This is a genomic window from Streptomyces sp. NPDC051913, assembly GCF_044593635.1.
Taxonomy (GTDB): Bacteria; Actinomycetota; Actinomycetes; order Streptomycetales; family Streptomycetaceae; genus Streptomyces.
In genome coordinates, this window is sequence record NZ_JBIUCI010000007.1 from 87827 (window position 1) to 101306 (window position 13480).

General features: G+C 72.9%; 13 protein-coding genes. 6 read left to right on the forward strand and 7 right to left on the reverse strand.

What is annotated here, in order from left to right:
• Entirely contained in the window at positions 1-729 is a 729-nt protein-coding gene (locus ACIHIX_RS22225) for a ZIP family metal transporter (protein ID WP_399958760.1), read from the reverse strand.
• Positions 730-827: 98 nt separating this feature from the next.
• Here ACIHIX_RS22225 and cobM point away from each other — a divergent pair, with 98 nt between their 5' ends.
• From cobM to cobC, 6 genes are read left to right on the forward strand one after another with little or no spacing between them, the layout of a single operon-like run.
• Positions 828-1646, forward strand: a complete 819-nt coding sequence (gene cobM, locus ACIHIX_RS22230) for a precorrin-4 C(11)-methyltransferase (protein ID WP_399958762.1) — start codon at positions 828-830, stop codon at positions 1644-1646.
• Positions 1643-2878, forward strand: coding sequence for a precorrin-6y C5,15-methyltransferase (decarboxylating) subunit CbiE (cbiE, locus tag ACIHIX_RS22235; RefSeq protein ID WP_399958764.1), 1236 nt, complete (start codon positions 1643-1645; stop codon positions 2876-2878). The genes cobM and cbiE overlap by 4 nt, the downstream gene beginning before the upstream one ends.
• Positions 2875-4578 (forward strand): precorrin-3B C(17)-methyltransferase, encoded by a 1704-nt coding sequence (gene cobJ / locus ACIHIX_RS22240; RefSeq protein WP_399958766.1) that lies wholly within the window; start codon positions 2875-2877, stop codon positions 4576-4578. The genes cbiE and cobJ overlap by 4 nt, the downstream gene beginning before the upstream one ends.
• Positions 4575-5162 (forward strand): precorrin-8X methylmutase, encoded by a 588-nt coding sequence (locus tag ACIHIX_RS22245; RefSeq protein WP_399958768.1) that lies wholly within the window; start codon positions 4575-4577, stop codon positions 5160-5162. The genes cobJ and ACIHIX_RS22245 overlap by 4 nt, the downstream gene beginning before the upstream one ends.
• Positions 5159-6091 (forward strand): sirohydrochlorin chelatase, encoded by a 933-nt coding sequence (locus ACIHIX_RS22250; RefSeq protein WP_399958770.1) that lies wholly within the window; start codon positions 5159-5161, stop codon positions 6089-6091. The genes ACIHIX_RS22245 and ACIHIX_RS22250 overlap by 4 nt, the downstream gene beginning before the upstream one ends.
• Complete coding sequence (cobC, locus tag ACIHIX_RS22255; RefSeq protein ID WP_399958772.1) at positions 6081-7157, forward strand: Rv2231c family pyridoxal phosphate-dependent protein CobC; 1077 nt, start codon at positions 6081-6083, stop codon at positions 7155-7157. Before ACIHIX_RS22250 ends, cobC begins: the two co-directional genes overlap by 11 nt.
• 31 nt (positions 7158-7188) lie before the next feature.
• On the opposite strand, the gene ACIHIX_RS22260 is transcribed toward cobC, so the two are convergent.
• The 6 genes from ACIHIX_RS22260 to ACIHIX_RS22285 all read right to left on the reverse strand — a co-directional run bounded on the left by ACIHIX_RS22260 (position 7189) and on the right by ACIHIX_RS22285 (position 13307).
• Positions 7189-8265: a LacI family DNA-binding transcriptional regulator gene (locus ACIHIX_RS22260; RefSeq protein WP_399958774.1), complete on the reverse strand. Its 1077-nt coding sequence runs from the start codon at positions 8263-8265 to the stop codon at positions 7189-7191.
• 188 nt (positions 8266-8453) lie between these two features.
• The gene (locus tag ACIHIX_RS22265) at positions 8454-9362 is read right to left on the reverse strand and encodes an SCO1860 family LAETG-anchored protein (RefSeq protein WP_399958776.1); all 909 of its coding nucleotides are present in this window, start codon (positions 9360-9362) and stop codon (positions 8454-8456) included.
• A gap of 253 nt (positions 9363-9615) precedes the next feature.
• Positions 9616-10707, reverse strand: a complete 1092-nt coding sequence (locus tag ACIHIX_RS22270; RefSeq protein ID WP_399958778.1) for an amidohydrolase family protein — start codon at positions 10705-10707, stop codon at positions 9616-9618.
• A gap of 98 nt (positions 10708-10805) precedes the next feature.
• Entirely contained in the window at positions 10806-11609 is an 804-nt protein-coding gene (locus ACIHIX_RS22275; RefSeq protein ID WP_399958780.1) for an amino acid ABC transporter ATP-binding protein, read from the reverse strand.
• Entirely contained in the window at positions 11606-12439 is an 834-nt protein-coding gene (locus tag ACIHIX_RS22280) for an amino acid ABC transporter permease (RefSeq protein ID WP_399958782.1), read from the reverse strand. Before ACIHIX_RS22280 ends, ACIHIX_RS22275 begins: the two co-directional genes overlap by 4 nt.
• Before the next feature lie 4 nt (positions 12440-12443).
• On the reverse strand, positions 12444-13307 hold the full coding sequence (locus ACIHIX_RS22285; protein ID WP_399958784.1) for a transporter substrate-binding domain-containing protein: 864 nt from the start codon (positions 13305-13307) through the stop codon (positions 12444-12446).
• Between the last annotated feature and the right edge of the window lie 173 nt (positions 13308-13480).

A 13480-nucleotide genomic window follows, 5' to 3' on the forward strand; every position in this document is an offset into this window, starting at 1 on the left:
TCAGTCGGCGATGCCCACCACCAGCCAGATGAACGCCACCCCCGCGACCGTGCACAGCAGGGTCGAGCGGGCGGGGTGTTCGTGGTGGGCCTCGGGGAGGATCTCGGCCGCCGCCAGATACAGGAGCGCGCCGCCGAAGAAGCCGAGGTACGCGCCGAGCAGCTTCTCCGGGATGGTGAAGAAGAGCGTCGACGCGGCACCGACGACCGGTGCCGCCGCGTCCGCCGCCAGCATCGCCAGCGCCCGGCGGCGGGCGTTCCCGTACAGGCTCGTGATCGTGTACGTGTTGAAGCCGTCCGCGAAGTCATGGGCGATCACCGCGAGGGCCACCGCCGTGCCCATGCCGCCGCCCACCTGGAAGGCCGCGCCGATCGCCACGCCGTCCATGGCACTGTGGCCGACCATCGCCGCGGCGGCCGTCAGGCCCACCTCGGGGACCCTGCCGCCGTGCTCCTCCCCGCCGTGCGCGGCCTGGCGTGCGGCGAGGAGCCGTTCCACCAGATGGGCCAGCAGAAAGCCGGCCACGAACAGCAGCAGCGCGGCCGGTACGCCGAAGACCTCGGTGCCCGCCGCCTCCAGCGCCTCCGGCAGCAGATCCAGGCCGACCACGCCCAGCATCAGGCCGCCGGCCAGGCCAAGGACCAGATGACGGCGGTCGGTCACCCGCTGTGCCGTCCAGCCCCCGGCCAGTGTCATCAGGAACGCGCCGAGCGCGACGAACACCGCCATGGCCCCTTCGTATCCGATGAAGGCCCGTTCGCGCACATCCGGCACCACCAACACCACCCGCTCCCCCAGTGATTCTTCGTACGAGAGGACCCGAACCCATGGCCGACGCCCCCACCGGCAAGGTGACCTTCGTCGGTGCCGGACCCGGCGCCGCCGACCTGCTGACGTTCCGTGCCGCGCGTGCCATCGCCGAGGCCGACGTCGTGATCTGGGCGGCCAGCCTGGTCCAGGCCGAGGTCCTGGAGCACGCCCGCGAGGGCGCGGAGATCCTCGACTCGGCGACGATGTCGCTGGAGGACGTCGTCGCCGTCTACGCACGGGCCGTCGCCGAGGGGCTGCGGGTCGCGCGGATCCACTCCGGTGACCCGGCCCTCTGGGGCGGTACGCAGGAGCAGCTCGACCGGTGCGCCGAGATCGGTATCGCCACGGAGGTGGTGCCCGGTGTCTCCGCCTTCTCCGCGGTCGCCGCGCTCGCGCAGCGCGAGCTGACCATCCCCGAGGTCGCGCAGTCCGTGGTGCTCACCCGGCTCGGCGGCGGCAAGACGCCGATGCCGCCGGGCGAGGAGGTGCGGGAGTTCGCCAAGCACGGCACCACCATGGCGATCTTCCTGTCGGCCGCGCGGAGCGGGCAGCTGGTGCGGGAGCTGCTGGAGGGCGGCTATCCGACGTCCACTCCGGTCGTCGTCGCCTACCAGGCGACCTGGCCCGAGGAGCTCGTCGTGCGGTGCACGATCGAGACGCTGGAGGAGACGGTCAAGGAGCACAAGCTCTGGAAGCACACGCTCTTCCTGGTCGGGCCCGCGCTCGACGCCGAGGGCACCCGCTCGCACCTGTACCACCCCGGCCACTTCCACGGCTACCGCAAGGCCGACCCGGAGGCCCGCCGGGCCCTGCGCGCGCGGGGTGCGAGTACGTGATCACGGTCTTCGGTACGGGGACGGGGGCGCCGGTTCCCGCCGACGCGCTGGCCGGGGCCCGGCTGGTGGTGGGCGGCCGACGTCACCTGGCGTCCGCGCCGGTGCCCGAGGATGCCGAGCAGGTCGAACTCGGGCCGCTCGCGCCCGCCCTCGACATCATCGAACGGCATCTGGACAAGCAGCAGCGGGTCGTCGTCCTCGCCTCCGGTGATCCCGGGTTCTTCGGGATCGTACGGGCGCTGGCCGAGCGGTTCGGGTCCGAGCGGTTGGACGTACGGCCCGGGGTCTCGTCCGTCGCCGCCGCTTTCGCGCGGCTCGGGCTGACGTGGGACGACGCGGTCGTCGTCAGCGCGCACGGACGGGAGCTGCGGACAGCCGTCAATGTGTGCCGGGCGCGGCCCAAGGTGGCCGTGCTGACCGGGCCGGGGGCCGGGCCCGCCGAGCTGGGAGCCGCGCTGCGGGCCGACGCCCGCGTCCTGGTCGTCGCCTCCGCGCTGGGCTCCGCCGAGGAGCGCGTCGAGCGGGTGACACCGGCCGAGGCCGCCGCCCGTGACTGGGGGACGTCGGTGAGCGTGGTGCTGTGCCTGGACGGGACGCGGGTGCTGGGCGCCGCCGCCCGGACGGTCGCCGGGCCGGGTGCGGGGCCCGCTCGATGGGCGCTGGACGAGGACGAGTTCACCCACCGGGACTCGATGATCACCAAGTTCGAGGTACGGGCGCTCGCGCTGGCCCGGCTCGGCCCCCGGCTCGGTGACCACGTCTGGGACATCGGCGCGGGTTCCGGTTCCGTCGCCGTGGAGTGCGCGCGGTTCGGCGCGGCCGTCACCGCCGTCGAGAAGACCCGGGACGGCGTCGAGCGGGTCCGCGCCAACGCGGCGGCCCACGGGGTCGACGTACGGGCCGTGCACGGGGCCGCGCCGACGGTGCTGTCCGATCTCGACGACCCCGACGCCGTGTTCGTCGGCGGCGGCGGGCGTGAACTGCCCGCGATCGTCACCGCGTGCGCGCGGCGCGCCCGGCGGACGGTGGTCGTGGCCATGGCGGCGCTCGACCGGGTACCGGCCGTGCGCGCGGCACTCACCGGCGCCGGGCTCTCCTGCGACGGGGTGCTGTTGCAGTCGTCGCGCCTGGCACCGCTGCCGGGAGACGTGACCCGGCTCGCCGCCACCAACCCTGTTTTTCTGCTGTGGGGGTTCCGAACCCCCGGTTCTCATGAGGGAGTTGCCCTGTGATCGGCCTCATTTCCGCCACCTCGGCGGGCGCGGCTGCGCGCGACCGGCTGGCCGCGGCGTGGCCGGAGCGGACACGCGTGTACGAGGGTCCCGTCGGGGACGCCGTACGGGCGGCGTTCGCGGAGTGCGAGCAGCTGGTGTGCTTCCTCGCCACGGGCGCCGTGGTGCGGCTGGTCGCGCCGCTGCTCGGCGACAAGACGTCCGACCCGGGCGTGGTGTGTGTCGACGAGGGCGGCCGGTTCGCCGTGTCGCTGGTCGGCGGGCACGGCGGCGGCGCCAATGAACTCGCCCGCGAGGTCGGGGAGTCGCTGGGCGCGGAGCCCGTGGTCACCACCGCGACGGACGCGGTGGACCTGCCGGGTCTCGACACGCTCGGCCTCCCCGTCGAGGGCGATGTGGCCGCCGTGTCGCGGGCGCTCCTCGACGGTGAACCGGTCGCCCTGAAAGCGGAGTTGGCGTGGCCGCTGCCCGCGCTGAAGGTCACCGACGAAGGTGCCTACGCGGTCCGCGTCACCGACCGGCTCGTGGCCGCCGCCGAGCGCGAGGTCGTCCTGCGGCCGCCGTCCCTCGTCGTCGGGGTCGGTGCCTCGAAGGGCGCGCCGGCCGAGGAGGTGCTCGGGCTGGTGCGCGGCGCGCTGCGGGACGCCGGGCTGTCCGAGCGGTCGGTCGCCGAACTCGCCACCGTCGACGCCAAGGCCGAGGAGCCGGGGATCGTGGCGGCGGCGGCTCGGCTCGGTGTCCCCGTGGTCACCTACTCCGCCGAGGAGTTGGCCGCCGTCTCCGTCCCCAACCCCTCCGACGCGCCCCTCGCCGCCGTCGGCACCCCGTCCGTCGCCGAGGCCGCCGCGCTGGCGAACGGCGGCGAACTCCTCGTACCCAAGCGGAAGTCGGCGCGTGCGGACGGTCTGCCCGCGATGGCGACCTGCGCCGTCGTACGGCGTCCCGCGCGCGGGCGGCTCGCGGTGGTCGGGCTCGGCCCGGGCGCACGGGACCTGCTCACGCCCCGCGCGAAGGCGGAGTTGCGACGTGCCTCCGTGCTCGTCGGCCTCGACCAGTACGTCGACCAGATCCGTGATCTGCTGCGGCCCGGCACCGTGATCCTGGAGTCGGGGCTCGGAGCCGAGGAGGAGCGGGCCCGTACGGCCGTGGCGGAGGCCCGCAAGGGGCAGGCCGTCGCGTTGATCGGCAGCGGGGACGCGGGCGTGTACGCCATGGCCTCCCCCGCGTTGGCCGAGGCGTCCGACGACATCGAGGTGATCGGCGTCCCGGGTGTGACCGCCGCTCTTGCCGCCGCCGCGATCCTCGGCGCGCCCCTGGGCCACGACCACGTCTCCATCAGCCTCTCCGACCTGCACACTCCCTGGGAGGTCATCGAGCGACGCGTCCGCGCGGCGGCCGAGGCGGACATCGTGGTCACCTTCTACAACCCGCGTTCCCGGGGCCGTGACTGGCAGCTCCCGAAGGCGCTGGCGATCCTCGCCGAGCACCGGGAGCCGACGACGCCGGTCGGTGTCGTACGGAACGCGTCGCGGCCGGACGAGTCCAGTCGGCTCACGACACTGGGGTCCCTGGACCCGGCGACGGTCGACATGATGACGGTCGTGACCGTCGGCAACACGGCGACCCGTGACATCGCGGGGCGCATGGTGACACCGCGCGGCTACCGCTGGCAGGGCAGCTCTCTGGAGGACGCCAAGTGAATCGCGTGATCCACCCCATCGAGGAGGAGTCCTACCGGCGGCTGCGGGCCCGCCTGGACACCTCGCACTTCCCGCCGCTGACCCGTGCGGTGGTCGAGCGGGTCATCCACTCGGCCGCCGACCTGGAGTACGCCGACGATCTCGTCATGGACGAGGGCGAGCTGGAGAAGGCTCATGCCGCCCTGCACGGCGGGGCGCCGGTCGTCGTGGACGTGGAGATGGTCGCGGCCGGCATCACCCGGCGCGAGACCGTCTGCCGGCTCCGCGACGCCGTGGCCGGGCCGGGGCTCACCCGCTCCGCGCACGCGATCCGGCTCGCCCACGAGCAGGTGGGCCCCGGCGCCCTCTGGGTGATCGGCAACGCGCCGACCGCGCTGGAGGAGCTGCTCACCCTGGACGCTGCCCCGGCGCTCGTCATCGGTCTGCCCGTCGGCTTCGTCGGCGCGGTCGAGTCCAAGGCCGCCTTGCGCGAGAGCGGGCTGCCCGCCGTGAGCAACGTGTCCGAGAAGGGCGGGTCGGCCGTCGCCTCGGCCGCGCTCAACGCCCTGCTGTACCACCCCGTTTCCACCGAGGAGAAATCGTGACCACCCCCCAGCCCGCTCTGCTCATCGCCGGCCACGGCACCCGGGACGAGGCCGGGGCCGAGGCGTTCCGTGACTTCGTCCGGGAGTTGGGGCGCCGTCACCCCGAACTGCCGGTCGCGGGCGGCTTCATCGAACTGTCCCCGCCGCCGCTGGGCGAGGCCGTCACCGAGCTGGTGGAGAAGGGCGTACGACGGTTCGCCGCCGTGCCGCTGATGCTGGTCTCCGCCGGTCACGCCAAGGGCGACATCCCGGCGGCGCTGGCCCGCGAGAAGGAGCGGCACCCGGGGATCTCGTACACCTACGGCCGTCCGCTGGGCCCGCACCCGTCGCTGCTGAACGTGCTGGAGCGGCGGCTGGAGGAGGCGCTCGGCACCGAGGGGCGCGCACCCGGCGACCTCGCGGACGTCACCGTGCTGCTCGTCGGGCGCGGCTCCACCGACCCGGACGCCAACGCCGAGGTCCACAAGGCGGCGCGGCTGCTGTGGGAGGGGCGCGGATACGCGGGTGTCGAGACGGCGTTCGTGTCGCTGGCGGCGCCGGACGTGCCGAGCGGCCTCGACCGGTGCGTGAGGCTGGGCGCGCGGCGGATCGTCGTGCTGCCCTATTTCCTGTTCACCGGTATCCTCCCGGACCGCGTCCGGCAGCAGACCGAGGGCTGGGCGGCCGCGCACCCGGAGATCGAGGTGCGCTCCGCCGATGTCATCGGGCCGGAGCCGGAGCTGCTCGACCTGGTGATGGAGCGGTACGAGGAGGCGATCAAGGGTGATCTGCGGATGAACTGCGACTCGTGCGTGTACCGCATCGCGCTGCCCGGTTTCGAGGACAAGGTGGGCCTGCCGCAGCAGCCGCACTTCCACCCCGACGACGACGGCCACCATCACCACGGCCACGGACACCACCACCACGGCTCCCCCTCCCATGCGCACTGACAGACACGGCACCGGCAGCCATGATCTGCGGCACCACGGTGACGCGGAGGTCCGTGACGACGGGGCGCGGCTGACCGACCTCGCCGTGAACGTCCGCGCGGACACGCCCCCGAGGTGGCTGCGGGAGCGGATCGCGGAGTCGCTGACCGGCCTCGCCGCCTATCCGGACGGCAGGGAGGCGCGGGCCGCGGTCGCGGCCCGGCACGGGCTGCCCGCGGAGCGGGTGCTGCTCACCGCCGGCGCCGCCGAGGCGTTCGTGCTGCTCGCCCGCGCCCTGGAGACCCGCCATCCGCTGGTCGTGCACCCGCAGTTCACGGAGCCGGAGGCGGCGCTGCGGGACGCGGGGCACACCGTCGACCGGCTGCTGCTGCGCGAGGAGGACGGCTTCCGGCTCGATCCGGACGCCGTCCCGAAGGACGCGGACCTGGTGGTGATCGGCAACCCGACGAACCCGACGTCGGTCCTGCACCCGGCGGACACGATCGCGCGACTGGCCCGTCCCGGGCGGACGTTGGTGGTGGACGAGGCGTTCATGGACGCGGTGCCGGGCGAGCGGGAGGCGCTGGCGGGCCGGACGGACGTCCCCGGGCTCGTCGTCCTGCGCAGCCTCACCAAGACCTGGGGTCTGGCCGGGCTGCGCATCGGTTACGTGCTGGCCGCCCCGGAGACCGTCGAGGAGCTGGAGCGGGCCCAGCCGCTGTGGCCGGTGTCCACCCCGGCGCTCGCGGCGGCGCGGGCCTGCGTGGCGCCGCAGGCACTGGCCGAGGCGGCGCACGCGGCCCATCGCATCGCCGCCGACCGGGCCCATCTCGTGGCCGGGCTGCGGGAGTTCGCCCCGGACGGGCTGGCGGTCGTCGAACCGGCCGAGGGACCCTTCGTCCTGGTCCGTCTGCCCAAGGCCGTCGCCGTACGCCGGCATCTGCGTGACCTCGGTTTCGCGGTGCGGCGCGGGGACACGTTCCCGGGCCTGGACGAGGAGTGGCTGCGGCTCGCGGTGCGGGACCGGACGACGGTCAACTCGTTCCTCCAGGCGCTGGACCAGGCGATGGTCCTGTCACAGCACTGACCGGCGGCGGGTGCCGGGAGGCAGGGGGCGGTCATTCGGGGGCGTGTCCCGCGTCGGCCGGAGGTGGGGCGACGCTGCGGCGCACGACGATGTGCGTGCCCAGCAGATGGTGGCTGCCGGCGGCCTCGTCGGGGTCCCGCAGCGCGATCCGTACCGCTGCCCGCCCCAGCTCCTCGGCGGGCGTACGCACGGTCGTGAGCGGCGGGTTGAAGTCCTCGGCCAGCGGGATGTCGTTGTAGCCGACGACGGAGACGTCCTCGGGCACGCGCAGCCCCGCGTCGGCGATGGCGCGCAGGGCGCCCGCGGCGACCATGTCGTCCCCGGCGACCACGGCCGTGAACTCCCGGGTCTCCTTGAGGAGTCGGGTCATGGCCCGCAGACCGGCCGCCCGCCCGAGTCCGCAGTCGACCACCCGGGCGTCGGCAGCCGGCACCCGGTGCTCCGCGAGGGCGGCCCGGTACCCGGCGACCCGGGCGTCCAGGGCCGTGTTCCCCGGCAGGCCTCCCAGGAAGACGATCCGCCGATGGCCCGCCGACAGCAGATGCCCGGTGATCGCGCGCGCCCCGGCCTCGTTGTCGAACTCGACCACCAGCGCCGGGATCCCGGGATCGGGGGCGGGCCGCCCGCACAGCACGAGCCGCGCGCCGGTCGAGTCCAGGGCCTGCGCGTAGTGCGCCACGCGCGAGCGGTACGCGTCGTCCTCGACGACCCCGCCGACCAGGATCACCAGCCGGGCCCCCTCCTCCCGCATGAGCTGCACGAACTCCATCTCACGCTGCGGGTCCCCGCCGGTAGCGCCGACGACGCACAGCCAGCCCCGGTCGGCGGCCTCGGCCTCGACGCCCTCGGCGACCTGGGCGTAGAAGGGGCTGGTGACCTGGCGGACGACGACCGCGGCCATCTTGCGGCCGCCGCCCACCAGGGCGCGCGCGTGCGCGTTGGCGACGTAGTCGAGGTCGCGGGCGGCGCGCAGGACGCGGGCCCGGGTGGCGGGCGGGACGGGATGGTTACCGGTCAGCGCGCGGGACGCGGTCGCCGTGGACACGCCCGCCCGCTCGGCGACCTCGCGGATGGTGACCCGCCCCTTGCCTGTCATGTCGTTGCCCATCCCCCGCGTCTCCTGTCCCACCGGCGGCCCGTGACGCGTCGGCCGCACAGCCCTTGGCGAACTCCTCGGCCATTCTGTCGCCCTCTCGGGGCCCGCCGCTCGTGCAGGGGCCCTGAGGACGCAGTCGTGGGCGTCGGACCGGGTGGGTGGTGGGCGCCGGACCGGGCGGGTGGTGGGTCGGGGCGCGGTCAGTTCCTGCCGCGTCGGGCCACGGCGACCGCCCCTCCGCCCGCGACGAGCAGGGCGATCGCGCCGCCCGCGATGTACGGGGTCAGGGAGTTGCCGCCGGTCTCCGCCAACCCGGCCTCGGCGGGTGCGCCTTGGGGCTTCACATCACCGGCCGGCGTCTCGGAGGGTGCCGCGGAGGCCGCCGTTGCCTTCGGGGACTCGCAGGTGGCCTTCGCCAGGGTCAGGGTGCCCTCGACCTCGGCCACGTTGAGCTTCAACGGGTTGACGGAGACGGTGAGTTCGAGGGCGGTGGCGGCGGCCGTGCGGGAGGTGGTCTCGCGCTTGGACAGGTCGAGGCGGACCTCGCCGACTCCCGGGACCTTCACCTCGGTCGGGCCGCCGGCGGTCAGGGTGACCTTCTTGCCGAGGACGGTGACATCGCCCAGCACGTCGGACGTGGCGACCGGCGGCTTCCCGGCTTCGCAGACCGCCTCGGACTTGACCGCGCCGAGCTCGATGACGGAGAGCAGGGGCAGGCCGGGGACGTGGAGCCTGGCGTGGGCCAGGTCGGTCGAGGCCTCGGCCCTGGTCGCGGTGACGTTCGCCTTCGCCGACGCCACCTCGGCGTTCAGCACGCTGAAGGCCTGGCCGTTGTTCACGCCGTTCAACTGGGCGGTCAGCGCGGTCTTCTCGGCGCTCCGCGGTGCCTGTACTTCGTTCAGGGAGACCGCGAGCGGGACGTTCACGGTCTTGTTGAGCAGGGACACGTCGAGCCCGGTGCGCAGCACGACGGCGCTCGCGCGGCCCTCGTCGCCGGTGGCGTGTGCGGAGCCCGCGCCGGCCAGGACCGCGGGACCTGCGGCCAGGGCGGTGGCCGTCGCGACGGTCGCGAGACGGCGTGCGGGCATACGGAAGTTCTTGCCGTTCAAGGTGGGGACCCCTCAGAGGAGACTTGCTCGGGACCCGGCAAGAATTACGCACTGAGAGTGAACAGTCAGCAGTCCGACGGGACTTCACCCCAACGTGGTGCTTCCGTGAACTTTTTCGAATCGGGCGGCACGAGTGTTCCTCGAAGTCACCCCCGCACCCCCTTCTGTGCGAGCGCGTCCGTTGACGGGGCGGCGCGTGCGCGGAGTGCAGAACGAGTCAGGTCGATGGCTGGTCACGCTGCGTCAACGTGGGCTAGGCGGCGACCCGTCCGTTGAGGACGACCCGCTGGGGGTCCGCCAGCACCCGTACGTCGGCGCGCGGATCGGACGCGTACACCACGAGATCGGCCGCGGCGCCCTCCTCCAGGCCGGGGCGGCCGAGCCAGGCGCGGGCCTTCCAGGTCGTCGCCGCGAGGGCCTCGACCGGCGGGATGCCCGCGGTGACCAGTTCCGCGACCTCGGCCGCGACCAGGCCGTGCGGCAGGGTGCCGCCGGCGTCGGTGCCGACGTACACCGGGATGCCGGCGTCGTAGGCGGAGCGCACGGTGTCGTAGCGCCGCTCGTGCAGCCGCCTGATGTGGGCCGACCACTGCGGGAACTTGTTCTCGCCGCCCGCCGCGAGCTGCGGGAAGGTCGCGATGTTGACCAGGGTCGGGACGATCGCCACGCCGTGCTCGGCGAAGAGCGGGATCAGCTCCTCGGTCAGCCCGGTGGCGTGCTCGACGCAGTCGATGCCCGCGCCGACCAGGTCGGGGAGGGAGTCCGCGGAGAAGCAGTGGGCGGTGACCCGGGCGCCGAGGCGGTGGGCCTCGGCGATGGCCGACTCCAGCGCGTCCCGCGGCCACAGCGGCGCCAGGTCGCCGACCTCGCGGTCGATCCAGTCGCCGACCAGCTTGACCCAGCCGTCGCCGCGCCGGGCCTCCTGGGCGACGTACGCGGCCAGGTCGGCCGGCTCGATCTCGTGGGCGTAACCGCGGATGTAGCGGCGGGGGCGGGCGATGTGCCGGCCGGCCCGGATGATCTTCGGCAGGTCTTCGCGGTCGTCGATCCAGCGGGTGTCGGAGGGCGAACCGGCGTCGCGGACGAGAAGCGTGCCGGCCTCACGGTCGGCCAGCGCCTGCTTCTCGGCGACGTCCTCCGTGACCGGCCCGTGCGGGCCGAGGCCGACATGGCAGTGCGCGTCGACCAGCCCCGGCAGGGCCCAGCCGACGACGGTACGGACGTCACGGGCGCCGACGGGGCGGTCGTAGGTGATCCGTCCACCGACGACCCAGAGCTCCTCCCGAACCTCCTCGGGCCCGACCAGGATCCGCCCCTTGACGTGCAACACCGCGCGCTCGCTCATGCCTCGCACCTTAGTAGGAGCGTCAGCGGATCACGGCTCCCAGGGCGGCGCCCCCTCGGCGGCACGGGCACCGAGCCCCTGGCACGTCCACGCCCGCTTCACTCCTGCTCGCTCTCGTCGCCCACCTGGTCCGACGTCTCCTCCTCCACGTCGGCCATCGCCGGGTCGAGGAGGCGGGAGAGGAAGTGGCGGGTGCGTTCGTGGGCGGGGTTGCCGATGACCTGGGCCGGGGTGCCGTCCTCGACGATCACTCCAGCGTCCATGAAGACGACCCGGTCGGCGACCTCGCGGGCGAAGGTCATCTCGTGGGTGACGACCATCATCGTCATGCCCTCGTTCGCGAGCATCCGCATCACCGCGAGGACGTCCCCGACGAGTTCGGGGTCGAGTGCGGAGGTCGGCTCGTCGAAGAGCATCACCTCCGGGCCCATGGACAGCGAGCGGGCGATGGCGACGCGCTGCTGCTGGCCGCCGGAGAGGGAGGCCGGGTAGGCGCCGGCCTTCTCGGACAGGCCGACCCGTTGCAGGTTCTCGGCGGCCACCTTCGCCGCCTCCGCCTTGCCCCGCCTGAGGACCCGGCGCTGCGGGAGCGTGAGGTTCTCGGTCACGGTGAGGTGCGGGAAGAGGTTGAACTGCTGGAAGACCATGCCGATACGGCGGCGTACGGCGTCGATGTCGACGTCGGGGTCGGTGAGTTCGGTGCCGCCGACGAAGACCCGGCCCCCGGTGGGTTCTTCGAGGAGGTTCACGCAGCGCAGCAGCGTGGACTTGCCGGAGCCGGAGGGGCCGATCACGCAGACGACCTCGCCGCGTCCGATCTCCAGGTCGATGCCCTTGAGGACCTCGTTGTCGCCGAACGACTTGTGCAGGCCCTGGACCTGGATCTCTGCAGTGGTGGTCACTTGACCGCCTCCTGGGCCTTGGCCTCCATACGGCGGACGACGAAGCCGAGCGGGATCGTCACCAGCAGATAGCAGAGGCCGGCGACGAGGATCGGCGTGGAGTTGGCGGTCTGGCTGGCCAGATCGCGGCCGTACTTGGACAGTTCGCGCTCCTCCAGGGTGACGCCGAGGAACAGCACCAGCGAGGAGTCCTTGAAGAGCAGGACGAGTTCGTTGGTGAGCGGCGGCAGGATGATGCGGAACGCCTGCGGGACGACGATCGAGACCATCGCGCGGGCCGGTGAGAAGCCCAGCGAACGGGCCGCCTCCATCTGCCCCTTGGGCACCGCCTGGATGCCGGCGCGGATCGTCTCCGCCATGTAGGCCGCGGCGACCAGACCGAGCGCGAGGGCGACCTTGCCGTACGTCCCGCCGGGGATCTCGGTCCCCGGGAAGGCGAGCGGCACGGCCACACCGATGAAGATGAAGATGAGCAGCGCGGGCAGCCCGCGGAAGATCTCGATGTAGACGCCGGCGAACCAGCGGTACGGCCCCACCGACGACAGTCGCATCAGCGCTATGACCATGCCGAGGACGAGTCCGAAGACGAAGCCGGACAGCGTGTACAGCACGGTGTTCTTGAGCGCCAGCGTGATGACGTCCGGGAACATCTCCTTCGCGATGTCCCACTGGGCGAACTGGTTCTTGAGCCGGCCCCAGTCCGCCGACACCGCGAAGGCGATCACGGCGCCGACGAACAGGACGTACTGCGCGCCGCGCGACAGGCCGCGCTTCTGACGCCGGGTCAGGCCCTTCTTCTTCGGCTGGAGTTGTACGTCGGTATCGGCCATGGGGTCAGGATGCCGACGCGGACGGGGAGGCGGAGGCCGCGGAGGCGTCGTACGGGCCGATCCACTTCTCGTACAGCTTCTTGTAGGTGCCGTCCGCCTTGGCGTCGGCGAGGGCCTTGTTGATGGCGGCGAGGAGCTTGGTGTTGCCCTTCTTCACCGTGAAGCCGTACTGCTCACCGGTGTTGATCTGCTCGGCCACCGAGAAGGCGTCGGAGTTGGCCTTGTCCTTCAGCCAGCCCTGGACCACGGGGTAGTCGATGACGACGGCCTTGACCTGGCCGGAGCGCAGACCGTTGAGGACGGCGTCGGAGGACTCGAAGGAGACCGGGTCGAAGCCCTGGCTCTTGGCGTAGTCCTCGCCGGTGGTCTGCGCCTGGGCCCCGAGCTTGACCTTCTTGGCCTTGGCGTCGGCGAGGGAGGTGATCCCGCTGTCCTTGTCGACGAGCAGGGCCTGGGTGGCGTCGAAGTAGGGGTCGGAGAAGTCGACGTTCTTCTTGCGCTCCTCGGTGATGGTCATGCCGGCCGCGGCGACGTCGCACTCGCCGGAGTTGAGGAAGGCGCCCGTCTTGAAGTTCTCGAAGGGGGTGTCGAGGATCTCCTGCTGCACGCCGAGGTTCTTGGCGACCAGGTCGATCAGCGAGACGTCGAAGCCCTGCACCTTGCCGTCGATCTCCGACTGGAAGGGCGGGTAGGGCAGGTGGGTGCAGGTGGTGAGCTGGCCCGCCTTGACGAGCTCGACGCCGCCGGCGGCGGTCTTGGTGCCGCTGCCGCCGTCGTCGTCCGAGGAGCAGCCGGCCACGAGCAGGAGCCCGGCCGTCGCGGTGGTGGCGGCCAGGGTGCGGGTCCGGCGCCCGAGGATCGTCTTCACGGGGGAGCCTCCTGTGGGGGAACTGTGGGTTCCGATTATAAGGAAACGTTTGAGCCTCTCAAACCAAAGCGATGGTCGCGAGGCCGTTCAGCCTGAGAAGCACCGGTCGGCGGCGCTTGCCGTGGGGCGGTTACCCTCGATCACGTCTACCCCAGTGAGCGAAGAGAGCACCG